The following is a 24,486-nucleotide window of genomic DNA, read 5'->3' on the forward strand; positions in this document are numbered from 1 at the left end:
CCATGCAGGAGAGCACCCGTGCCGCAGCTCGCCTTCGCCAACAGCTTCTGGCAGAGCTACGACGTCCTGGAAAAGCCGATCAAGGCCGGCGTGCGCAAGGCGATGGACAAGTTCCAGCAGCTCAGCATCGCCGAGCTGCGCGCCGACAAGGGCCTGCACCTGGAGTCGGTGACGAACGCCCGCGACCCGCGGATGCGGACTATCCGGATCAACGACTTCTGGCGCGGCGTGGTGCTGGCGCCCGACGACGGCAGCGACACCTTCCTACTGCTCAACGTCGTGTCGCACGACGACGCGTACGACTGGGCGGCCAAGCGCCTTTACACTGTCAACACCGCCACCCGAGCCCTGGAAGTCCGCAACGTCGCCGCCATCGAGCAACTCACCCCGGCACTGGAGAAGGCCGCTGCGGAGGCGCCGAGTCTCCTGTTCGCCCGCTACTCCGACACGGTGCTGCGTCACCTCGGCATCGACGACCAGGTGCTGCGGGCTGTACGCACGATCATCGACAAGCGTCAGCTGGATGCGTTCGGCACGCTGCTGCCCGAGGACCAGTTCGAGGTGCTGCAGTACCTCGCCGAGGGCTTCACGCCGGACGAGGTCTACCGCGACGTGGTGGCCGAGCGCCGGCCGGCCGACGCGACGCCGGAGCCGAGCGAAAGCCTGGCGTTGGCGATCGCCAACACCGCCAACCGCATCACTTTGGTGACCCGGCCGGACGAGCTCGCCGAGATCCTCGACAAGCCCTTCGCCGCGTGGCGGGTGTTCCTCCACCCGTCGCAGCGGCGAGTCGCCTACCGGGTCTCCTACAACGGGCCGGCCCAGGTGACAGGCGGACCCGGCACGGGGAAGACGGTGGTCGCCCTGCACCGGGTCAAGCACCTGCTCTCCCGTACGCCCAACAGTCGGGTGCTGCTCACCACGTACACGAATGCCCTGGCCTCGACCCTACGGGAGCACCTGGCGCTGCTCCTCGACGACGAGGAGCAGTTGGCGCGGGTGGAGGTGACCACGGTGAACGCCGTCGCGCACCGCACCGTGCGGGCCCTCGCCGGGCGGGTGCCAACCCCGATCGGCGACGTGGACGAGCGGCAGGTCTGGCGGCGGGTGTGCGGGAGGCTGAAGCTGCCCTGGACCGAGCAGTTCCTCGCCCAGGAGTTCCGCCACGTGATCCTCGCCCACAACGTGCAGAGCCGGGAGGAGTACCGCGCGGCCAGCCGGCGGGGGAGGGGGTCGGCGCTCGGACCGCGCCAGCGCGACCGGGTGTGGGACGCCGTGGACATGTTCCAGAAGGAGTTGTCCGCAGCGGGCACTGCCACGCACCTGCAGATCTGCGCCCGGGCGGCGCAGCTGCTCGGCGACGCCAGCCTCTCCGTCCACGGGTACGAGCACGTCGTGGTCGACGAGGCGCAGGACCTGCATCCCGCGCAGTGGCGGGTGCTGCGGGCCGCGGTGACGCCCGGCCCGGACGACCTCTTCATCACCGGCGACCCGCACCAGCGGATCTATGACTCCCGGGTCTCGCTGGGCGCGCTCGGTATCTCCGTCACCGGTCGCAGCAGCCGGCTGCGGGTCAACTACCGCAGCACCGAGGAGATCCTCTCCTGGTCAACCGGGGTGCTGGTCGGGTCGCGGGTCGAGGATCTCGGCGGCGACGGTGACGACAGCCTCGCCGGTTACCGATCGCTGCTCCACGGCAAGCGGCCCCACGCCGCGGGGTACCCGACGAGCCAGGCCGAGATCGCGGCGCTCGTGGAGCGGGTGGGGAAGTGGCTGGAGCAGGGCGTCGCGGCGAGCGAGATCGCGGTGTGCGCCAGGTTCAACACCACTCTGGGCGACGTGCAGGAGGCGTTGGCTGCCGCCGGGATGCCGGTTGTGCGGGTGCGGGACCAGCCTGGCGCGGAGGTCGACGGGGTGCGGCTGGCCACCATGCACGCGATGAAGGGGTTGGAGTTCCGGTGTGTGGCGGTGGTTGGCGTTACGGCGCGGTCGGTGCCGTTTGCCAAGGAGGTCACGCCGGCCGAGGTGGATCCGATGCAGCACGAGAGCGACCTGCTCCGGGAGCGGTGCCTGCTGTTCGTTGCGAGCACGCGGGCACGGGAGGCGCTGCACGTGTCCTGGAGCGGGCAGCCCAGCCCGTTCCTGGCGCTCTCCTCTGGCAGTTAGCCCAGATGATCCCTGAGCTCGTCTTGAAGTTTCGCCGCCTGCGGGGACTGCGGCGACGCCGTACACGGCGCGGCCGCTGCCGTGGCGATGCTCGGCCCGGCTGCCAGCGCGCCCCTTAAACGCATCACATCGACGTGTTCATTCCTTCTCGGGTCAGCTCCCATACGCCACGATGCGCGGTTCGCTTGATCAGTCCGTCGTCGACCATAGCCTTACGCTCCCAACGAGCGGCGTTCCGCCACCGCACTTCGTCCCCATCGACAACGCCATAGTCGCCATCGAGGAAGACGTGCTCCATGCGGCGTTCGAGTTCCGCGAGCACTTTGTCCACCTCCTGCCGGCCGCCGGCCTCCTGAAGAATCGCGAGTATGTACGGCCGAAAGGCCTTCTGCGGTGTCTGGCCGCGCTTCCGTCCTACGGAACGCTGAGCCGGCACCTCAGATGACGACTCGGTGGATGCGGTGCCGGTCGTTGATACAACCGGATGGTCAAGCTCCGCCCAGATGTCGCTGAGAGCCTTCCCGTCGCGCTGCCGCTGCCAAGCCGTCCAACCGTTGACTTCATAACCAGCGAGATGCCGGGCGGCGCTCGAAGGGGTGTCGTGCAGGGAGCCGTCCCGCAGGCGTAGCCGACCGTCGTCCGTGAGCCAGGCCTCGTGTTGCTGCCCCTGATTCCGCCGGTTCCATACGAGGCGCTCGTTGACGCGGAGGATGCCGTCGGCAAGCAGCCGAGCGAGTTTTGTCGACGATGCTGGCTTCACGCGCGGCCTTCTTGCTGGGCTTTCTACCGGGCCAGTGACGCCTCCGTTCAGGTTCAAGAGTCGTCGCAGCACTGTGTTGGGGGTGTCGACGAACGCTTCCGCCTTGGACTGCAGTAGGGCATACACCTCGTCGTCTACCCGGATGGTCGGAGCCATCTGCTGCCTTTCTGTCTCGACGTACCGGAGGTGACAGTGTTGCAGGCAGACGAAGGGTTTGGAAAGATGCTGGTCGCCTAAGCGACGGAAGGTGGACTGTCGATAGTCAACAAGGCCGTCGGAGCATGTCCGATCGGCGATTCGCCCCGCCTGTCTGTCGGTAAACCCGTACCTCGGTCGGTGCGAACATGATCACCATGTCGAACGACTGCGTCCCTGTTCCGAACCGCCTGCGAGAGCTTCTGCTTCGATGGGAGGCACAGGGGCGCCAACCTCAGGGCGGCATGGGGTGGAACCGCTCAGCGTGGCTCGCCTGCTTGCCGGAGCACCAAGGCCTTCTTGAGGAACTGCCGGACCGGATCGACCGTAACCATGTGACAGAACGGGGCCGCCGGGCTGGCGAAGGCCACGGCGAGGCCGTGCGGGCGTTCGTGACAGCGATGGTGTGGGGGTACGGGCCGGTCGGTTACGGCGCGTTCCGTACCGCCCGGGTGCTTTGCGAGAACGTCGACGCGCCTCGGATTCTCCGCGACGTGGCGTTGAAGACGCGCCGCGATGGCGGGGCAGAGGCGTTCGGTTGGCTGAAGCAGCACCGCCTGCGCCATCTCGGCGTCTCCTTCGCCACCAAGTACCTCTACTTCTGCAGCGGTGCGGAGGCATCGCCGGCGCTGGTGCTCGATCGGCGTGTGCAGCGGTGGCTGTGGCGGCACGCCGACCTCCACGTCAGCCTGAACTGGAACGTCGACGACTACCGCCGGTACCTGTGCCTAGTGACCAAGTGGGCGGGAGAACTCGACCTCAGGCCGGATGAGGTCGAGTACCTCATGTTCTCGGACGACGGCTCGCAGCAGCTCGCCGCCGAGGAGGGACTTGTGGAGTCTGACGAAGTCGCCGTGTTGGACGCTCTTGACGAGGCTGCTGCCGCCTTCGCGGCACTTCCGGGCGACATTGACGTGAATGACCTTGAGGACTTCGGGCGCGGCGTACGGCAGTTGCGCCGGATCGTGCTGGCTCGCGGCTGTACTCGGCGGGATGCGCCGGAGTGATCCGGAAACAGGTCAGGCAGCCGGCGGCTCGCCCGGAGCATCTTCCTCGGCAAAGGTCGTCAGCGTCTCGTGCTGGAGGTGTTGAGACTGCTCAGTGGTGCGGTCGGTAGGGCGATCCAGCCTTCAGTTGCGGCGGCGGCCAGATCGGCGGGACCGGGACGGCTGGCCTGGCCGATGGCAGCCGCACGAGCGGTCAGTGCGGCCACGACAGCGTCGACTGCGTGATCGCTGCTCCGGCACATCCCCTCAAAGTCGCCGAGCTGCAGCCACGGCGTAGCATCCACCAGCCGGTCCATCAAGTCGTTCAGCACGCTTCTGTTCTGTCGTCCCTTGTATCCCCGGTAGGGCAACCCCCATTTCTTGAGCGACGCCGCGGGATAGACCTCGACGATCGTTCCGCCGCCGCTGCGGTCCACGGGTTGCCCGTCTGCGGCGAGCCGCGCCAGCAGGGCGGCACACCGCATCGCCATGTGTGCGATGCGGTCCGCGGCGACGCTGAGCGGCGGGCGACCGGTCACCTCGTGGGCCACCGCGTCGGTCCGGCGCCAGGCCAGGCTTCTGCGCCAGTCGCGCCCGACCAGGTCGGTAGGGGCGACGAGATCCCCGCGATGGTGGGCGATGACGAACTCCACGAACGGCTCGGGCCAGCCCAGCGGACAGTCGATCCCGACCTTGTCCGTCGTCGAAGCGGCCCGCAGGAGCTGGCCATCGCCCGCCCCGATTGTCAGCTCCTCCAGCACGGCTCCAGTCGCAGTCCACCGGATCCGGGCCATCGCGGTGTTGGCGTCCTCCGCCGCAAGATCGATCCCCGCCGTCAACATCCGCCCAAGCTACTCAGCACCAGCAGGCCAACATATCGTCCACCACGTCATCTCTCGACCCGTCGATTCACCGATGACAGCCGAGTCATGGCGCCAGGCGAGGGTGGAATGCCCGAAATCTGTGCCGGTACGGACGATTGGCGGTCGAAATCCAGTTGAGAATGATTGCGCCCGTGGCGCTCTTCTTGACTGACCTCGATCCGCGTGCGCGCGTTAAGGGATCCCGCGACGGGCTCGGTGCGCAGGCCGTCTGGTCAGCCACGGGACGCCCGCTCATCGGCAATCTCACCACGGTCACGGACTCGCTGCCGGGCTTCACCACCCTGCTCGTTGGGCTGCGCCTGGCTGAACTCGCGTCTCCAGACGAGCTGGACAGCACCACGACTGCCTTCCTGATCTGGGAGCAGATGGCGGCGTACGTGCGGCACGTCGTCCACGATCATCGGGGTTTCTTCGGGCTGCAGCGGATCGCCGCGCGAGCAGCGAAGGCCGGCAGCAACGGCGGCAAGGTGCATCTGTCTGCCCAGCCGGAGCACCAGATCCTGAGCAACCAGCGAACGGACGGATTGCTCGGCAACTACACCGCGCCGGCCCGGGTGTCCGGGCTCGTCGCGCCGGGAAGCCCCGTGCGGCTCACCCCTGAAGCGAGCGCCTTCGTGGACGATGTCTACCTTCCGCGATTGGAATCCGGGTGGGGCCGAGATGTTCGCTACCTCGTACGGGAACTGCGGCGGGAGCGGGTCGTGTTCGACCTCGGCGCAAGCGCAAAGTGTGAGGCAGTGGCCAGCATCTTCATACCTGAGATGTCGCAGCAGGAAATCGACTTCTACCGTCACCACCTGGTCGAGGGAGGACCGAGTGATCCGACCAAGGGGCGGCAGGCCAGGCTCGTCGTCCTGCTCGAAAACAGACCCCCCAACTCGATCCGCCCCTCACGGCCGTATCTGACATCAATCGCCGACGACGCTGAGTCGCGCGGCTGGAACGACATCGCCGACCTGGTGCGCCGGATCATCGCCTGCGAATCCGTGCTCGCGCCGGCCTCCCTGCTCTTCAGCTACCTGCTCGGACGGGACGGTGCCCAGCTCGACCACGTCGTGGCCGACCTCCGATCATCCTGGGGGGACCGCCTCGAATCGATCGACCCGCTTGCCGCGTCCGCGCTGCCCGGCCAGGAGTGGCCACGCATCGCCGAGGCGCTCGCCTATGGCGATTATCCGGAGCTCATCAGGATCTTGGCCGAGCGTAACGCCACGGCGATGCAGGAGCGTGGTGCGGCGCTCGCCTGGCTGGAGGTGACCGACCAGGACCAGCTGCGGGTGCGGTTCCGGGATGAGCCGGCCGATCTGCCCACCGGTGACGAGGTCCGGGAGCTGTGGCGGTACCCGTACTTCATCCCGTCACTGGTCTCCATGCTGGCGGCAATCGGGAAGGGTGAGTTGTGAGCGAGGGCATTCCCCGGGCGGTGCTCACCGAGGCGCTCCGCGAGCAGATCAAGGGTCGCGAGGTGCTGGCCGCGGTGTTCTGCACGTTCCGCTTCGACCCCGGTTTCTTCGAGCGCGAGATCCTGCCGGCTCTCTTCGATGTTCAACTGCACCAGGACCCGCAGATCCGGCGCGTCCAGCTCGAGGAGGCGCTGCGACCACTCGCTGGCCGGGTCGCCGTCTACTACGACCCCGGTGCGATCGTGACGGGTGACGGAACAGCGTGCCTGGACGTACGCCGAATCCCGGTCCGGCCCCGCACCGGCTACTTCCATCCGAAGAACGCGTTCATCCTCGTGCGCGATACGTCGACCCAGGAGCGGTCGCTGGTGGTGCTCACCGGCTCTGCGAACCTGACACAGGCGGGCTGGTGGGAGAACGTCGAATGCGCCCACCTGGAGGAGATCGGCGAGCACAGCCGGTCGCGCACTGCCCCGGAGATCCAGCGGTTCCTCGAACATCTGCGGAGAATGGCGAGAAAGTTCGAGCCCCACATAGCCCTGGACGACATTCGCGGTCTGCTTCGCACCGTGCAACCGATCGTGCACCGCTCGGCGAACCATCGGATGCACCCCCACTTCCTCTACAACGGCCGGCGTGGCGCAAAAAACCTGGTAGATCAGCTCGACGAGGTCGCCGGCCAGTGGCTGCGTGGCGCGAATCTGGAGATCCTCTCCCCGTACCTCGACGACGCGGACGCCTCAGCACCGCTGAAGAGCCTGATCGACCGCTTTCAGCCGGGCGAGTGGCGGGTGCTGCTTCCCGAAGAGGGCGGTGTGGCTCGGTGTCGTCCAGAGCTTTACGACTGGGTACGCGAACGAGGCGGGGAGTGGGGGCGGCTACCCAAGGCGGTCCTCGCGCGCGGCGGCAAGCAGGCAACGGGAGCGACATACCGGACCGTGCACGCGAAGGTGTACCGCTTCTTCACCAAGGACTGGGAAGTCACCCTCGTGGGGTCGTTTAACCTGACCAGTCCGGCGCACTCTGGCGGTGGCAACGTCGAGACCGGGATGCTGTCGGAGGTGACCACCGATCGGCGCCCGAGGTTCTGGCTGGAGGAGATCGAGGAGCCGCCATCGTTCGCGCAACCGGTCGGCGAGGACGACGCCGTCGATCAGGGTTACGTGCCCTTGCTGGCGCGCTTCGACTGGGCGTCCGGCCAGGCCGAGGTCCTCTGGGACGGCGCCGGCGACAGCCCGCGCATCGAGGTGTACGACCGGGGCGTACACCTCTTCGAGATCGGCCACCTGGAGCCCGCCGTCTGGACAGCCCTCGCCGCCGCCGACGCGGCGATCCTGCGCGAGCGACTCCGCGAGACGAGCTTCCTCACCGCGGTCGTCGGCGACCAGCGCGGAATCGTCCTGGTCCACGAGACCGGCATGGCGCACCGGCCATCGATCCTGCTTGACCTGACGCCGGCCGACATCCTGCGCTACTGGTCGATGCTCACGGCCGAGCAGCGGAGCGCCTACCTGGCCCAGCATGGCGGCAAGCTGCCCGGCACCGGGGCGGATCTGGCCGTGGAGTCCGGCCCGTTCAAGCCTGTCGACACGATTTTCGATCGGTTCGCTGGGATCTTCCATGGGTTCGCGTCGCTGGGTCGCGCGGTGCGAAAGGCCCTCGACGAGGGTCGGATCGAGGAGGCTCGGTTCCGGATGTTCGGTGCCAAGTACGATTCCCTGCCCGTCCTCATCGAGCAGGTGGCGGACGACTCTGCGGGGGATCCGTTGGATCGGTACCTCATGGTGCTCTGCGCGCAACAGCTCGCCGACGACGCACGCGACGGCTTCCCGGCGTTCTGGGAGTCGGATCCGACCGGGGCCTCCCGGCTGGAACAGGCGCTCCCCGTGCGAGTAGTCCTACGGAAGCAACTTGTAGCGCGAAACGACGCCGAGATGGCCGCATTCCTCGACTGGTACGAACCCGGCTTCCTCAAGACGGAGGCGGTGCCGGCATGAGGATCAGTGTCGACACTGCCGCGCAGTTGCTGGACTTCGACCGGGTGATCCGCAACCCACAGCGGGCGAGGGACCAGCTCCACGGGGCGGTCGCCCTGCACAACATCCTGCAGCGCCATCACGTCGCGTACCTCGCCGACGAGGTCGGCATGGGCAAGACATATGTCGCCCTCGGCGTCGTCGCGCTGCTGCGCCACTTCACGCCGGACCTGCGGGTACTCGTCATCGCGCCACGGCAGAACATCCAGCAGAAGTGGCAGCGGGAGCAGGGCGTCTTCATCAAGAACAACGTGCGCCTCGACGACCTGCGGGTGCGGATGCCGGGTGGCCTGCCGGCGCGCCCACTCGTACACTGCCGCGACCTGATCCAACTCCTCGAGGAGACCGCGGTCGGCCCCGACCGCGACTTCTTCGTCCGCCTCCCGAGTTTCAGCCTCCCCATGCGACGGGACGCGCAGCAGCGACGCAACTTGCGCGACCGGCTGCGTGAGCAGGTGCCGTGGCTTCCCGAGGAACTGGTCGATCTGCGCGCCAACGCGGACGTCATCAAAGACCGGTTCGCGCAGGCGATCAACGCCGCGCTGCCGCACTTCGACCTCGTGATCGTCGACGAGGCGCACAACCTCAAGCACGGCTGGGGCCCCCAGTCGTCGTCCCGAAACCGAGTCCTCGCCACCGTGCTCGGCCGGGAGCGCGCGGACCTCACTCCGGGACTGCGGAAGAAGTACGGCCGGCGGGCCGGCCAGGTGCTCCTGCTCTCCGCGACGCCGGTGGACGACGACTACCGGCAGCTGTGGAACCAGCTCGATGTCTTCGGACTCGCCGAACCCTTCCGATTGCTTCGAGACCCGGACGCCGGCGAGCAGCAGAGACGGGACGTCGCGGGACAGTTCCTGATCCGCCGAGTGACATCGCTGGAGGTCTGCGGGCAGCGGTTGACCAAGAACCTCTACCGGCGGGAGTGGCGCGGAGGGGGCGTCACCGAGCACGATGAACCGATCTGGATCAGGGACGACCGGCAGCGGCTGACCGTCGCGCTGGTCCAGAAGAAGGTGAGCGAACTGCTCGACGACGAGCGGTTCGGCACCCGTTTTCAGGTCGGCATGCTTGCGTCGTTCGAGTCGTTCCTTGAAACCAGCGCGGCGAAGAAACCGGCCGCGGCCGAGGATCCCGACGACATCACCGACGACGCCGTGGAGGCGAACTTCGACGACGTGGAGCAGGCCGCGGATGCGGTCGAGCGGCAAGGTCTCGACGTGCCGATGCTCAACGACCTGGCCCGTGACTACTTCCACCGGTTCGGTCGCGAGTTGCCACACCCAAAGATGGACGCCCTCGTCCATGCTCTAAACACCTCTTGGCGCGACGGTCGCAAAGGGCTCGTCTTCGTCCGTCGCGTCGCGTCCGTCTCCGAGCTCAAGCGCAAGCTCGACGACGAGTACAGCGACTGGCTCGTCGACCGGTTGCGGAGCCGGCTGAACGAGCGGCACCGAGCCGCGTTCGACGACGCCGCCAACGAGTTCCGCCGACAGCGGTCGCTGCGCGAGTCGACCGCCGCCGTGGCGGCCGACCAGGTTCGGGAGGACGATGACGCCGGCGGGCCGGAGACCTTCTTCGCGTGGTTCTTCCGGGGTACCGGTCCCGCCGGCATCGTCAGCGGTGCGACCATCCAGGCGAGGTTTTGTAACCAGAGCGGCACGCTGGGCACCTTCTTCGACGACAACCACGTCATGGCGCTTCTGGGCGTCCGCCCCGGACAGGTCGGAGACTCGTTGGCGGTCGCGCTCGGCAAGGAGCGCGACAAGGTCGACCGGCTCGTCCGCGAGCGCTCACGCCACTATCTGACCGAGGCGAAGCAGTCGACCCGCGGCGCTCGGTTCGACGCCGTTCAGGCCGCCGCGCTCGAACTGCTCGCTCATCACGACGGGCCGTACCGCGAACGTGCCGAGTTGCTCTGGCGCGAGCTGTATCGCCCCGAGAAGCGGAGCGCCGTCTCGGCCGAGGCCGATCCGATGCTTCTGGAGACCCTGACCTTCTTCACCGAGCTTCGGCAGCGGCCCGAGTTGCGCAACCTGATCTGGCCAGAACCCTCACCGACCAACCTCGACGAGTCGTTCCGAGAGCAGTACCTCCGGGCACAGATCCTCTCGGCCGCCGCCCGTCTAGGGCACCCCTTCCTCGATCTGTACGCCGTCGTCAGCGATTACCTGCCAACCCTGGACCCGGCGGCTTCGATCGAGGCCGATGGACTGATCAGCGCTTACCTCGACGAACTCGAACGACAGGCAGCGGTTCCGACCGGAGATCGGGACTGGTCGGCCGTGGACGAGCTCAAGGCCTTGGCCGAGCACCATGACCTGGTGCTCGACATCAACCTTCCCGATGTGCGGCGTGGCGATCTGCGAGAGGCTCGCAGCCTCGTGAGCCGGCTCTTCACGGCGCAGGAACCCGTCGCCGGGATGTCCGGGCGGGTCAACAATCGGCAGGTGCAGCAGTTCCGTCTCCCCGGATATCCGCTCGTGTTGATCTGCACCGACCTCCTACAGGAAGGCGAGGATCTGCACACCTTCTGCTCCCGTGTTTACCACTACGGTCTCGCATGGACCCCGTCGGCCATCGAGCAGCGGATTGGACGGGTCGACCGGGTGCGATCCGAGAGCGAGCGCCGGCTGACGAACCTGACCGGCTCGGCGACCGGGGACGACCTGCTGCAGGTGTACTACCCCCACCTCACCGACACGGTCGAACGCCTGCAGGTTCGTCGCGTACTGCGCAGGATGAACGACTTCCTCCGACTCATGCACGAAGGCCTCACGCTGCCGGCGGGCGGGGACAGCCACCTCGACGTCAGCCGGGAGGCACTCATCGACGACGCCGTCCCACCGCTGCCGGCCGGGCCGCTCCAGACCTCGTTTCCCGTACGCCCCGAGCACCTAAACGGGAAGGATCGGCCGCTGGCATTGGACGAGACGCGCGTCACCGAGCAACTCGAGCGCTTCAACGCGCTGGCGCGCGTGGTTCTGCCTGATTTCGCCGTCGACTGGGAGCGCATCCAGCCCGGCGGCGGGACGCTCCTCGGCGCCGTCGTCTTCGCCGGCGGGCGGCAGCAGCCCTTCAGCCTGCAACTTGAGTGGGAAAGCGCGCACCTCCTCGTTCGGTGTGTGAGCCCCATCGGCCGCACTAGCACGGCCGAGCACTGGGATGACCTGGCGAAATGGTCGGCCGGGGTTCCGGCGCGGCTCGGCACCGTCGAGGCTCGCGGTGGCAGCTACGACGTCACCGTGGAGGAAGATGTCTTGCTTACCACGCCGACGTACGACTCGTCCCGGGTCGCAGCTCTGATCAGGCGCGTCACGACGCTTGCCGATGGGCTGGAACGGGAGCATTTTCCCGAACGCGATCGGCTGCTAAAGGAGTTCAGGGCGGAGTTGGAGCGAGATGTTCGGCACACGCGATAACTGGCGGCGGCTCTGTGGAAGCGACGACATGCGGCCGAAGGGGCACCAGGTCAGGGTTTCGTTCGCCAACAGCCGCTCGCACTCCGTGCACGTACACGATGGCCCGGATGGATATCTCCTTACCGCCGTCGTTGCCGGCGCCGACGTCGTCGACCAGTGGGTCCGCCTGTACCGCGAGGCATGGGAGAAGAACCGCCACAGCCGGTTGGTGGGGTTCCGGGTCGACGGCGAAGGCCGGATGGTCGCCCACGGCTGGACGCCGAAGGATGGCCTTACCGCGGAAGCCTTTCAGACTCTCGTCCGTGCCGTAGCCCGCGAGGCGGATCGTTACGAGTTCCAGCTGACGGGCACCGACCGTCGCTAACCGTCGCCGCCGACCTGTCCACGCGTTCAGGGGGAGACGATGGGCAACGAGTTTCGGTTCTCCAAGATCACCCCTAGCGAGCGATCAGAACCCGGGGACGCTCGCCTACATGGCGCCGGAGCAGGTCCTGGGGGCGAATGAGCCCGGCGCGGCCTGCGACCTCTAGGCGTTGGGCTGCACGAGATGCCCTCCGTGGAGCGGCCGTTCGACGGGTCGACCACGTACCTCCTCATGAACCAGCAGGTCCATGAACCGCCGTCGCCGCTGCGCGACGTTCATGCCGATGTTTCGGCCCGGCTGGAGCGCCTCGTGCTTCAACTGCTGGCGAGGCGGCCCGAGGGTCGCCCGGCCGACGCCGGTGTCGTTCACCAACGGCTGCCGCCCTTCATCCGCGATCTGGGACACCTGCCGGGCGCCCTCGACCCGCGGTCGCATCGCAGCCATGTTCGGATGTACGCCGGCGTGCTGAGCCGGGCATTTACCGATGCGCAGGTGATGGCCCCCGTTCCCGCACCGGTACCGCAGCAGCCAACAGCTCCCGCCGCTCCGCCATCCAGGGGCGCGAGCACTGGTGAGGAGGATGGGGCGGATCTCGGTAGTCGGCTCAGCTCGTCGACACGTTGTTCGACGGCGGAGACTACCCAAACGCGGCACAGGCGTACGCGGAGGTCGTCAGCGACCTTGAGGTGAGCGAGGATCCCGACCGGCTGCTGCACTGCCGGAAGCGGGAGGCTAGTTGCTACAGCCGCCTCGGCGCCGGTCTAAAGTCTCTGCCGTGGAGCGAGCTGAGGTCGTCGTCCGGCAGTCCTTTCGGCGTAGCGGGCGGGCACGGGTCGGCGTGGTGCTGTCGGGAGACAGCGGGCGATACCGCGTCCGCTGGGAGGACAGCGGCGAGGAGGAAGAGCTGCAGGTCGGCGGGCAGTACCGGTGGGCGCGGCGAGGGTCTCTACGTCATCAATTCCTGGTCGATCCGCAACCGCTCCGGGCCTCGTTCGCTGAGGACTCGACTGCCTTCATCCTGCGTCTGCTCCGGGAACAGGGTTCCGCGATGACCCTCAAGCGGATCACCGAAGAGCTCGGCGGGTTGGGCCTCGACAGCCAGGCGGCCAAGAAGGCCTGGCCGGCTGCTAAGCGTGCGATCGACAAGTGCGACCAGGTGCAACAGAATGGCACGGGGTCGGGGCGTACCTACAAATGGATCGGGCCCGATGAAGAGGTGGCTGGCGCAGTCGCGGCAGCGACCACCGACCCTGATGCGGTCCCCAACACGCCCCCTACTGCGCCCGACTCCGTCATCCCGGTCGCTGAGGAACCACCGATCGCGGAGCCAGCCGCCGCCGACGGGGTCGCCGAAAGTCACCACGTGCTGGGAGAGGGCGAACCGTCATCCGTCGAATCGATCCCAACGCAGCCCGCCGAGGCGCCGCCGGATCAGGAGTTCCCGGGCGGCAAGGAGGCCGAAACCCGACCGCGGACAGCACAACCCTCCCTCGCCGAGCGGATCGCCGAGCTCACCGGTGATGAGCACCCAGCCAACCTGCAGGATTACGTGGTGCGGCCGTTGGCTGTCGGCGAACGCTTCGGTGAGATCGAGAGTCAGCGGATCGACGACTTCCTCGCCACCCTCACCGAGCACGATCATGAAGTGGCAGAGAGCCTGCTGCTCGCGCTACCGCGCCAGTCGGCAGCAATCGACGGCACCCGCCGCCGAAGGCCAGTCGACGGAACGGTCGTCGCGCTGGTCCTCGCCCGAGCTGCCGAAGAAGTCCGTGCGTACGCGGAACCGGAACCTGGGGTATTCGCAGCTGCCACCTGGCTGCTGCGGCGCGCGTCGGCGGTCGAGGACCTGCCCGGGTCAGCCGCTGCGAGCCTGATGTCCCTCATCATCGCCGTCGCATCCGTACGGCGGGAGCAGGACATCCCCGTCCTCGACACGGCCGCTGTCGCGCTCGGTCGCCTCCTGCCGGCCTTGTCGCACGATGAGCGTACGAGTCTGGACCTCACCGGACTCGCGCCGGCGTTGGCAAACCTGCCGTTGAGTCGCGACAGCGGCCGCGCCGCCCTGCTCGCCGCGATCGGGAAGTTCCGGAGTAAGGATCTGCTGGCGCCGGAATGGTGGGTGGGCGTGAGCGTTGACGCCCTCGCCGAGTGCGCCACGGGCCCCCTGGGCGGCGTCACCTCGCGTCCCGAAATCGTCGAGCAGTACGTCCGCCCGCTCGTGGCTCGGGAGCTGTCCCGGGTCACGTCCCGGACCAGGCTCGGGTTTTTGCTCGGCCTACCGGGCGAGTTCGTGTCGAATCTGCCGGCAGACGCGCTCGCCGCTGCCTTCCGGCAAGTAGCTGGTGACGACCAGGTCGTGGCCGCGCTGTTGGGCGCCCTGGGTCAGGAACGGCGGATCGACGCGTTGCGTCAGGACGTGGAGCGGGCACGCGCGGAGGCGGCGGCCGCCGGCGAGCGTGTCGAGGAGGCGGAACGGCGAACCGCCGCCCTCGCCGACCGGTGTGACCAGCTGGAGGAGAGCCTGCGCGCGGAGCACCGCCAAGCCTCGTCACTCCGCTCCGCTCAGGACCGACAGATCCAGATCGACGTGATCCGGTCGCTGGCCGACCTCGCCGCCGAGGTGGAGGAGCTCGCCGCCGAACACACCGACCCGGAGGTGCTCGTGGAACGGGTGCGGGCGCTGGCGTACGCGCAAGCCCTCGAACCCGTTGGCCAGGCCGGCCAGAAACTGCCCTTTGATCCGACTGCGCATGAGCCCATCGTCGGTGCCCCGAGCAACGATGACGAGGTTACGGTCATCCGACCTGGATATCGCTGGCGCCCGTCCGATGAGGACGTCCTCATCGAGAAGGCGTTGGTGACGACGACCTAGGAGCGATCATGGGGGGAACCCACGGCCACGCCGTCGGGGTTGACTTCGGCACGTCCACGTCGCTGGTGGCTACACGGGCGGGCCGGCGGCCGGTGGAGATCGCGCCACTGGGCCGTACCACGCGGTGGTTTCCGTCGTTGGCGGGCTACCGGGGCGAGACGCTGCTGATCGGCGAGGACGCTGACGCGCTGCCCAGCGACCAGGTGATTCGGTCGGTCAAGCGTGCCATCACCGAAAATAGGGAAGCCGTCGAGCTGCCCGGTCCAGACGGGCCACGGGCCGTGCCCGCGGACGAGGTGATCATCGCCGTGATGGCTGAGATTGGCGAGCGGGCGGCGCGGGCCGGTGAACTGTTGACCTCCGACCGGGAGTTCCGGCTGGGCTGCCCGGCGATGTGGGACGGACCGCAGCGGCAACGCCTTCTCGGCCTGGCTGCCAAGGCGGGCCTGCCGGTCGAGGACTCGGCCCTCGTCGACGAACCGATCGCCGCCGGCATCGCCTGGGTCACCCACCGGTTCCTGGCCTACGGGGAGCGTCCCGAGGGTCGGCTGCTCGTCTTCGACATGGGTGGCGGCACCCTGGACATCGCCGTCCTCGACATCGTCGGCGGCGCCCGCCCGGAGGTGTCGGTGCTCACCGCGCTGGGCACCGCGTACGCCGGCGACATGCTCGACCACGCGATCGCTCGGGACCTCTTCGAGGACCTTGGTGGGCGCGGCTTCGACCTTGAGGCCGTCCCACACCCGGAACTGATGCGGGCACTCGTGCTCCGCGCGGCCCGCGACGCCAAGGTGAACCTGTCCCGGCTCCCGGAGCACCGGATTGTGCTGCCGTCGCGGGGGATCGGACGGGTTCCCGTCCTCACCTATACGCGTGAGCAGTTGGAGGACGCTTTCCGACCTCAGATGGACGCAGCCGAGCAGCTGGTTTGGGCGGCCCTGCGCGCCGCTCGGCTGACCGAGCGTGGCAACCGATCGCCGTCCGAGCTGCGCGCACTCGGCCCGGCGGAGCTGAGCCGCGACATCGACTACGTGCTGCTTGCCGGCGGGATGAGCCGTATCCCGTACGTGGAGCGGCGCATCGGCGCGCTTTTTCCGAACGCTCAGGTGTTCGACAACGCCGGTGTCGAGCCGGACGAGGCGATCGTGGCCGGTCTTGCCGACACCGCTGGCTACGAGCGGCTCAATCTGCACCGTCCCGGCTTCGACTTCGTTGTCGAGTGGGAGGGGAACGGGCAGCTCCGACAGGAAACCCTCTACGCCGCGTACACCCCGTTCTACGAGCCCTGGCAGGTGTTGAGCGGGCAGTCCGACCTCGGCTACGCACGCCACGGCCGCGACTTTCCCGGCCCACAGCAGGGCACCGGCCGACTGCGGGTACGCGCGACGACCGGTGAGCCACTCGGGCTGATGTTCGACGGTCAGACCATGGACGGCGTGAGCCTGACGTTCGGCCGTGACATGGGGTTCAAGCTCTACTGCGACGGCCGCATTCTGATCCGCCACGGCTCGGGCAAGCGAGTCCACATGCGGGTCGACCGCTGGCCGGTGATTCGTGGCCGGGACCACGCGCAGTTGGTGCTGCGCAGCGCCGAGGAGGCGATCCCGACGCCGCCTACCCCCTGGTACATGGAGAAGGAGTGGGCTCCGCCGATTCGATGAGGGCGACCGCGACGGCGCTCAGCGAGATGTCGAGCTCCTTGCTGGCGGCCAGCTCATGCCGGACGTCGGCGCGACGAGCCTGCAGGTTGCGCAGCCGCCCCTCGTGCAGCCGGACGATGCTCGCCCCCCGGCCGTCGGAGCGTAGCTGCTGGAGGACGCTGCGAGTCTTCTGGATCTGAAGATCCAGCGAGCCCTCACGGGCTCGAATCCGCCCCTCCACCAAGGCCGTGTTCTCCTGCTGCCGGAGGCGCTCAATTTCCCGGTGTCGTACCGCGAGGTGTTCCTGAGCCTGCCGCCACACCTCATGCACGTCAGCCGGTGGAGTCAGCCGACCGTCCTTGAGCCGACCTTCCGCCAGGGCGGTGAGGATGGCATCCCCAACATCGGGATTCGGTTCGCGCGTGTCAAGGTCGATCGCTGTCGCCCAGAGTTCAAGCAGCTTGCGCAGACCGCTCGTCTCCGCGAGGTCGATTGTCACCAGGTACCGCTTCCCCGGCGGTAGCCCTGGCACGGCCACGGAACCATACCGTCGTAGGTCCAACGTCTCGTCATCGAGCACCTCCAGAGCGAGCTTCACGAGCGGATGCCTGCTCGACAGCAGTTCGGCGTCGTACTTGCTCGCCGTCTCCGGCTGGAACGTGCACTCCAGTGGCGTCCCGTTCTGCAGCAGCGCGGCGAGCTTCGACCGGGTGAGCCGGCTGCCGCCTTCGCCTACCCGGCTGGACCGCAGCCGCTCTGCCAGATCGCGTGACCCGATCACCTGGAAGATGCCGTTCTTGTCGGCCTTACGCCGCTTACCGCCAAGCCGCTGGAAGAACTTGTCGAGCAACCGCTGGATCTCGGCGGCGCCGATGAAGCGGCCATTCCCGGGGCCGGACTCTGTGAATCCCTCAATGAGCAGGCCGTCGAGGCCCGACAACTGAGCCTGCGAGGCCCGCAGCTCCTCAATCTCGTGGGACCGCTGCTGCATCGCCACCGCGATCCGTTCGATTTCCCGCCGTCGGGCCGCCGCGTCGAGCCTCGGATCGAGCAGCTGTTTGGTGATGTCGCCGAGCTGGTCACGCAGGATCGGTTCCAACTTGCCGATGGAGCTCTCGAACACCCCAATTCGGTGGTAAAGCCGCTGGAAGATGTCGGTCTCGATCGTCCCCGGCACGTGCATGTTGTAGATGAAGATCTTCTCGTGCTCCTGGCCGAACCGGTCGAGGCGCCCGATGCGCTGCTCCACCCGCATCGGGTTCCACGGCAGGTCGTAGTTGACCAGGACATTGCAGAACTCGAAGTCCAGGCCCTCGGAGCCGACCTCGCTCAACAGCAGAATCTCAAACTGTCCGTCGCGGAACTCTCGCATGATCGCTTCTCGCTCCGGCATCGGCACTCCGCCGTGCATCACCCGAACCTTGAAGTGCTCCCGCAGGCGCCCCGCCAGGTAACCAAGCGTGCGACGGAAGAACGAGAAGATCATCACCTGCCGGAGGCCGGCGGCGCGGACCTTGAGCAACTCGGCGAGGAGCTGGTCGTACTTGCTGTCGACGCGCAGCCGTACCGCGAGCGCCGGGACGTCCAGCAGGCCCGCCACGTCGGCCGCGATTTCCTCCTCCAGGTCGTCGATCTCCTGCCGGAAGTGCTCCGGATTGCGTTCCCGGATCAACTGCTGGGAGGCCGGGATGCAGCTCGCGGCCTGCCGCAGCGGCATCTGCATCGCAAAGCCGGGTGGAGTGTTCATCTCCAACGCCCGACTCATGTACCAGGCGTAGACCGCGTCGTAGTACGCCTGCTCCTGCTCGGTCCACACCACGTTGATGTTGCGAGCCTCGCGTACTGCCTTCCGGTCCGGAACCTCCGCCTTACGGGTACGGGTGAGGACGCCTCCGAGCACGTTGAGGTCAGCAAGGAGCCGGCGTGACCGGGCCACCTCGTCGTAGTCGAGCGGTCGGTCAACGTCAAACAGCGAACGGAGCAGCTCGTAGTCCGGTCGATCCGTGATCGTCCTGCCGAACTGGAGCGTGTCCAGCTCCGACAGGCGGCGCACCAGCTCGCGCGGTGTCTCGCGTCCCTTGTCGAGGAGTGACCGGGCGACCTCGTTCAAGATTTCGTTCGGCCTCAGTTGGGCCGCGAAGACGGCCCGGTCGCCGAAGTGGCCTTCGTCGAGAAGGTTCATCAGGTTGAACAGGTCGTCATTGCCCAGGTTGAGCGGCGTCGCGGACAGGAAGACCAGGTAATCGGACCAGTCAGCGAGAAGTTGTCCGAGAGCGTGCGACTTGCTCTCCCGGTTCCGCAGGTAGTGGGCCTCGTCAACGATGACGAGGTCCAACCGCGGGTGAAGATCGTTGAGCTGCTCCAAGACGCCATCGGCGCCGCGCAGTGCCTCGAGCGAAACGACGCCCTGAAGGGTCGGCTCGTCGCCGTCCCGCAGCCGCTCGGCGAAGTCAGCGAGATCCCGAGGTCGGAGGATCTCGAGCTGGCGATCGAATCGCCGGCCCATCTCCGCCTTCCACTTGAGGGTCAGCACTGCGGGGGCAACGACAAGGACCCGGTCGAGCCGGGACCGCTGCTCCAACTCGCTCCAGATGAGCCCAGCCTCAATCGTCTTGCCGAGACCTACCTCGTCGGCGATAAGCAGCCGCCCCGATGATCCGGTGAGCACCTTCAACACCGGCTTGAACTGATACGCCCGGAACACCGTCTTGCTGGAGGCAAACGAGTACAGCGTGTCGGTCAATGGGTGACGCAGCTTGGTCCAGGTCAGGGTGAGAGACAACTCCTCGGCGCCGACCGGCGGCTGTGACAGCCAAAAGGCGGGATCTCGCGGGTCGCCGACGACCAGTACGAGGGAATCTTCGTTGTAGCGCTTGATCTCCCCGTACAGGTCGACCTGGTACTGGTAGGTGTCGGCCAGCGGCAGGGCCTCCTTGACGCGGCCGATGCCGCCGGCGCCACTCCGGGTGCGGACCATGTCGCCACGCCGGAACTTCGCCTGCCCAGCGAACGCCTCGGCCCCCGGCCACAGGGCTTCGTACACGATGCCGGCGTGTACCAGGTGCCCGTCCTCGGTGTACCGCGAGCGCGCCCTTTCCGGTCGCGCCGGCTCCCCGCCGGACGTGACGATCGCCGCATGCCACGAACCGGCGCGCTTGAAGGCGTATGTGCCTTGATGGAGTAGCCGGACCAGCGAGTTCGCCGGTGCCTGGCGCACCTCGCCGGCGAGCGTGCTCACCACATCCCGATCGCTCTCGGCTACCTCGCCGACGACGAGACACGTCGCCGGCTCGAGTTGCTCCAACCAGTCGAAGCTGTGCTGTGGCGGCTCGTACCGAAGGTCGTTCTCGACCACGCCCTGGCCCCCGTCCTGCCTGCGTACGTTGAGCCTCGATCCTGGTAGAGGAAGGGTTGCTGTTGCAGGGCCGCACGTCCAGAAGCCGATCCGCCGTTAGTGTCGGCCGCCGCCGCTGAAGGCGCTTGAGGAAGCGTTCGAGAGTGCTTCAACAGCCTTGCCCTCTATGACAGCGTCGCCGCGTTCGTCCAGCCCAACACATATCCGCACTTCAACGCCTTTGACAGCGAGCCGTGTTACGCGATGTGACGCGCGGACACCGACCACCATCAATTGGGGGCCAGCGGCGCGAGCGTGCGCCACGTAGGGTGGGACTCGGACGTCTCCCCGTAACCGGAGTGCATCTTGAGCCTCAAGTACTACCTCTACCTGTCGCATCTCAAGATCGGGCTCCTGGCCGCGCAGGTCGCCTCCGCCGCTCAGCACGAGACCGAACTCGCCGTGGACCTGAAGGTCGTCCGCTACAGCCGCAAGGCGGTGCTGCCCGAGCGCCACGACCTCGACAAGCTGGAGAAGGTGATCCGGCACCTGCAGGACGCCGACCAGATCGGCGCCGCTTACGAGGAACGCCCCTACTTTCAGGCCTGCCTGGAGATGCGCTGGCAGGTCTTCCCGACCGCCGGCATCGTGGTCTTCGCGGGGACGCTCGACGACCAGGTCGTCGTCCTCGGCGGCTCGGCGTCGCACGTGGTCGGTGGCGGCGACGCCGAACCGGTCGGATCGGTCCCGCCGTACCTGTTCCGCAAGCTCCAGGAACTGCGGGCCGACCCGGGCGAGTTCGACGACGAGCGCTTCCACGAGTCGCTGGCGCAGATCGGCGCCGCGCTCCCGGGGCCGGCGCAACGGGTCGAGTTCGTCGCGAAGCGGCTGGCCGAGAAGCCGGGCCCGAACGGCACGCTGCTGGGCAGCCCGATCTACGTGGCGCTCGTCGACTAGGGCCTCGGCGTGGACGCGGGGCAGGTCATCCGGTGGCAGCCGGGGGAGACCGTCCTCGACACGTTCCGCATCGAGGAGGTCGTCGAGACCGGCGGCACGGGGTTCGTCTACCGCGCCCATCACCTCGCCTGGGGCGTCGACCTGGCGGTGAAGACGCCGCGTCCCGACCTGGCCTCGGCGCCCGGGATCCTCGACCTGCTCGCCCAGGAGGCGCAGGCCTGGACCGATCTCGACCCGCACCCGAACGTGGTCGGCTGCAACTACGTGCAGCGCGTCGGGGCGTACCCGGTGATCTTCGCGGAGTGGGTCGCGGGCGGTGACCTGACCGCGGCGGTCCGGGACGGGCGGTGCCGTGATCTGCCGCATGCTCTCGACGTGGCGATCCAGATGCTGCGCGGCATCGGGCACGCCCACGCGGCGGGCCTGGTGCACCAGGACGTCAAGCCCTCGAACGTCATGTACGACGGCGAGACGGCGAGGGTCACCGACTTCGGCACGGCCAAGGCGAAGGCGTTCGTCTCCTCGCCCCCGCAGGGTGGCGAGGAGACCGGGTACGCGACGCTCGGCGGCTTCACACCGCAGTACTGCTCGCCGGAACAGGTCGATCCGGAGGGCCGGATCGGCCGGGCCAGCGACATGTGGTCCTGGGCGCTGACCGTGATCGAGTTGCTGCACGGGCGCCGGCTCTGGAAGTGGGGCCACGAGGGTGCGGACGCGCTGGCGGAACTACGCGACGATCTCCCGCCGGCGCTGCGCGACCTGCTGGCGGGCTGCCTCGCCCGCGACCCCCGGTCGCGCATCGGCGACACCGCCGAGGCGGAAGCCGTGCTCCTGGACGTGTACGCCGACGGCACCGGAAGCCCCTACCCGCACTCGGACCAGATTCCGCCGTCGCTGCGGGCCGACGGCCTGTCCAACAAGGCGCTGTCGCTGTGGGATCTCGGTGAGCAGAGCCGGGCGATCGAGCTGTTCGAGCGGGCCAAGGCGATCGACCCGAACAACGTCCGCGCGGTCTACAACCACGGGCTGATCAGGTGGGCCGACGGCCTGGTCACCGACGAGACCCTGCTGTCGGAACTGCGCGCCACCGGCGACTCCTGGGAGGCGGACTACCTGGCCGCGATGGTGCACATGGAACGCGGCGACGGTGTCCTCGCCGCACGCCACCTGGCCGAGGCGGACCGGAAGCACCCGGGCTCACCCGAGATCGCGGTCGCGCGGGAACGCTGCGCCCGGCTGGAGCCGAGAGGCACCCTCGAGGTGTTCGGGCGCACGTCCGGCAGGGTGGTGGCGATGGCCTGCGACCACGACGCGACACACGTCGTGGTGGCGGAGGAGTCGGGCCGGGTGCGGATCTGGGACGCGTTCGGCGGCCGGGTCCTCGCTGAACTCCCCGATTCCGGTCGGACTCCCGTCGACGTCGCCATCGACCACGCCGGCGCCCGGATCCTCGTCTGCTACCGGGATTCCCTGGTCGAGATGTGGCGCCTCGTCGACGGAGCCGCCGAACCGGACGGCCGGTGGGAGGGAGGAACGGCCGTGGCGCTCAGCCCCGAGGGCGGCTTCGCGGCCGTGGGCACGGCCGACGGCCGCGTCCTCGTCCTCCGCACCGGCACGTGGGAGACGGTTGCCGACATCCGGCCCCACGAGGGCAGGGTCACCCGGGTGGTCCTCGGCCCGGACGCCGAGGTGTTCGTCTCGGCTTCGCTGGGGCGTGTCCACTCGGGCGTCGACCACCGGGTGGAGCAGTGGTGGCCGCTGCGGCGCACCCGGATGCGGGGCCTGGAGATACCTCCCGACGAGGTGGAGCCCGACGACCAGAAGGTGACCGTGGCAGCGGACGGCTCCACCGTCCTGAGGTGCGGCTTCCGCTCGCTGATGGCGGTGGACATGCGGGTCTGGGACGGGCCGCGACAGTGGGAGATCCCCTGGCTGATGAGTTACGACCTGCTCGGCGTCTCGGGCCGTGCGGGCTGGGCCCTGGTCGACCCCGGGACCGGAGACCTCCAGGTCCTCGAACTGGCCAACCGCCGCTGCGTCCGCACCTTCCCCAAGGACTTCGAGCGGGGTACGCGTCGCGACACGACGGCGTTCAGCGGCGACTGCGGGTACGCCGTCGTCGCCGAGTCGGAGGGTTTTCCCCGCGATCAGACCTCGCTTTCCCGCCTGCCCATGCCGCTCAGCGGACACCTCGCCCCGTGGTCGTACGCGCCACCCCGCCCGGTCGGTGTCCTCGCCCACGAGGAGAGCGCGTTCGAGCAGGTCATGGACCGTGTCGAAGCGCTGATCAAGTCCGGCGAGCAACGGCTGGCGGCCGATGCGATCCGCGAGGCCAGGGCCATTCCCGGCTATCACCGCCACCCGCGTCTGCGCCGTGCCTCCCGAGCCGCCGGCCGGAACCTGCGGCGCACCGGGCTGGCCGGCGTCTGGGTGCGGCAGGAGCTGTCCGACGTTATGCTCACCCGTGGAACCTTCGACGTCAGTGATTCCGGCAGGTTGTTCGCCTTTCCCGCCAACGTCGACGAGGTGGAGGTCTTCGACCTGGAGACGCTCGAGAAGGCGGGCTCGGTGACCCAGCGACGGAACCCCGCCACCACGCTGCGCTTCGCCAGGGGCGACCGCGATCTGGTCGTCGTCTACTCGGACGGGTCGGTCGCCTGCCACGACACGGCGACGTTCCAGCCGCGGTTCCGGGTCGCCGGTGCGCTGCCCAGCGACGAGGGGACCACGACGCTCGACCTTTCCGGCGACCTGCTGACCGTCGGATTCGGGTACGGCCTGGCGACGGTGTGGTCGCTGGACGCCGCGGCCTGTGTCGCGGCGGTCCGCACCGGGCCCGGCACGATCGCCGGTGTCACGGCCGACGAGGAGTCCCGACTGATCGCCGTGCACCTGCGAACGGGCGACACGAACACCGTGGAGGTCCGGTCGACGGACACCGGAAAGTTGGTGCGGACCTTCCCGCACGTCGACGCGCACACGGAGATCCGCTTCGCCTCCGGTGTGTTGTTGATGGCCGGGATGACCCGCCTGAGGGCGTGGCGACCCGGTGGCCGGCGTCCGCTGTACGAGCTCCAGTGGGTCAAGCACAGTTCCTCGGCCGCCCTGTCCTTCACCGGCGGCCGTCGCCTCGCCGCCATCGCCGGTCAGCAGGGCTTCGTGGTCTGGAACACCGCGACCGGAGACCTGGTGTTCGACGGGAGGGCCGTCGGCGATCCCGACCACCCCGTCTACGGCATCGACAACGTGGCGGTGTCCGCCGACGGAACGTTCGCCGTCGCGGGCGACCCGGGCGAGCAGACCGTCGATGTCTGGGACCTGCGAACAGGACGCCGGATCCGCACGCTGCACGGTCACCTCGCCTGGGTGAACACGGTACGCGCCGACGGCTCCTTCAGCACCGTCGTCACCGGCGACTTCCAGGGCAACGTCCGCGTCTGGGGCCTCGACTGGGACTTTGGGGAGTGATC

General features: G+C 68.2%; 14 protein-coding genes. 10 read left to right on the forward strand and 4 right to left on the reverse strand.

All coding sequences use genetic code 11. The annotated features are described in order from the left end of the window. Positions 1–18: 18 nt before the first annotated feature. Positions 19–2,166, forward strand: coding sequence for a UvrD-helicase domain-containing protein (locus NMK34_RS06890; RefSeq protein ID WP_318332697.1), 2,148 nt, complete (start codon positions 19–21; stop codon positions 2,164–2,166). A 124-nt stretch (positions 2,167–2,290) separates the two neighbouring features. Here the strand turns inward: NMK34_RS06890 and NMK34_RS06895 are convergent, their stop codons facing one another. Beyond that, positions 2,291–3,082: a winged helix-turn-helix domain-containing protein gene (locus tag NMK34_RS06895; RefSeq protein WP_318332698.1), complete on the reverse strand. Its 792-nt coding sequence runs from the start codon at positions 3,080–3,082 to the stop codon at positions 2,291–2,293. A gap of 188 nt (positions 3,083–3,270) precedes the next feature. Between NMK34_RS06895 and NMK34_RS06900 the strand changes: the two genes are divergently transcribed. Further along, complete coding sequence (locus tag NMK34_RS06900) at positions 3,271–4,128, forward strand: hypothetical protein (protein WP_318332699.1); 858 nt, start codon at positions 3,271–3,273, stop codon at positions 4,126–4,128. Positions 4,129–4,187: 59 nt separating this feature from the next. Here the strand turns inward: NMK34_RS06900 and NMK34_RS06905 are convergent, their stop codons facing one another. Next, positions 4,188–4,949, reverse strand: a complete 762-nt coding sequence (locus NMK34_RS06905; RefSeq protein WP_318332700.1) for a DUF429 domain-containing protein — start codon at positions 4,947–4,949, stop codon at positions 4,188–4,190. Positions 4,950–5,122: 173 nt separating this feature from the next. On the opposite strand from NMK34_RS06905, the gene NMK34_RS06910 reads away from it, so the two are divergent. Genes NMK34_RS06910 through NMK34_RS06925 form a run of 4 tightly spaced genes read left to right on the forward strand, consistent with a single transcriptional unit; the run spans position 5,123 to position 12,213 of the window. After that, positions 5,123–6,394 (forward strand): hypothetical protein, encoded by a 1,272-nt coding sequence (locus NMK34_RS06910; protein ID WP_318332701.1) that lies wholly within the window; start codon positions 5,123–5,125, stop codon positions 6,392–6,394. After that, a complete protein-coding gene (locus tag NMK34_RS06915) occupies positions 6,391–8,391 on the forward strand; it encodes a hypothetical protein (protein ID WP_318332702.1) in 2,001 nt (666 codons plus the stop codon). Before NMK34_RS06910 ends, NMK34_RS06915 begins: the two co-directional genes overlap by 4 nt. Then, positions 8,388–11,849 carry a helicase-related protein gene (locus NMK34_RS06920; protein WP_318332703.1) on the forward strand — a complete coding sequence of 1,154 codons (3,462 nt, stop codon included), beginning with the start codon at positions 8,388–8,390 and terminating at the stop codon, positions 11,847–11,849. The genes NMK34_RS06915 and NMK34_RS06920 overlap by 4 nt, the downstream gene beginning before the upstream one ends. Beyond that, the gene (locus NMK34_RS06925; RefSeq protein WP_318332704.1) at positions 11,830–12,213 is read left to right on the forward strand and encodes a hypothetical protein; all 384 of its coding nucleotides are present in this window, start codon (positions 11,830–11,832) and stop codon (positions 12,211–12,213) included. The genes NMK34_RS06920 and NMK34_RS06925 overlap by 20 nt, the downstream gene beginning before the upstream one ends. A 162-nt stretch (positions 12,214–12,375) precedes the next feature. Here the strand turns inward: NMK34_RS06925 and NMK34_RS06930 are convergent, their stop codons facing one another. After that, positions 12,376–12,618, reverse strand: a complete 243-nt coding sequence (locus NMK34_RS06930; protein WP_318332705.1) for a hypothetical protein — start codon at positions 12,616–12,618, stop codon at positions 12,376–12,378. A 370-nt stretch (positions 12,619–12,988) separates the two neighbouring features. On the opposite strand from NMK34_RS06930, the gene NMK34_RS06935 reads away from it, so the two are divergent. Beyond that, a complete protein-coding gene (locus NMK34_RS06935; RefSeq protein ID WP_318332706.1) occupies positions 12,989–15,085 on the forward strand; it encodes a hypothetical protein in 2,097 nt (698 codons plus the stop codon). Between the two features lie 8 nt (positions 15,086–15,093). Beyond that, positions 15,094–16,746 carry an Hsp70 family protein gene (locus NMK34_RS06940; RefSeq protein ID WP_318332707.1) on the forward strand — a complete coding sequence of 551 codons (1,653 nt, stop codon included), beginning with the start codon at positions 15,094–15,096 and terminating at the stop codon, positions 16,744–16,746. Here NMK34_RS06940 and NMK34_RS06945 read toward each other — a convergent pair. After that, on the reverse strand, positions 16,700–20,080 hold the full coding sequence (locus tag NMK34_RS06945) for a DEAD/DEAH box helicase (protein WP_318332708.1): 3,381 nt from the start codon (positions 20,078–20,080) through the stop codon (positions 16,700–16,702). The two genes, NMK34_RS06940 and NMK34_RS06945, sit on opposite strands and share 47 nt — an antisense overlap. A 345-nt stretch (positions 20,081–20,425) precedes the next feature. Here NMK34_RS06945 and NMK34_RS06950 point away from each other — a divergent pair, with 345 nt between their 5' ends. Then, the gene (locus tag NMK34_RS06950) at positions 20,426–21,016 is read left to right on the forward strand and encodes a DUF7019 family protein (RefSeq protein WP_318332709.1); all 591 of its coding nucleotides are present in this window, start codon (positions 20,426–20,428) and stop codon (positions 21,014–21,016) included. Positions 21,017–21,025: 9 nt separating this feature from the next. Beyond that, positions 21,026–24,484, forward strand: a complete 3,459-nt coding sequence (locus NMK34_RS06955; RefSeq protein WP_318332710.1) for a protein kinase domain-containing protein — start codon at positions 21,026–21,028, stop codon at positions 24,482–24,484. The last annotated feature ends 2 nt before the right edge of the window (positions 24,485–24,486 follow it).

Source organism: Micromonospora sp. BRA006-A (genome assembly GCF_033433935.1).
Taxonomy (GTDB): domain Bacteria; phylum Actinomycetota; class Actinomycetes; order Mycobacteriales; family Micromonosporaceae; genus Micromonospora; species Micromonospora aurantiaca.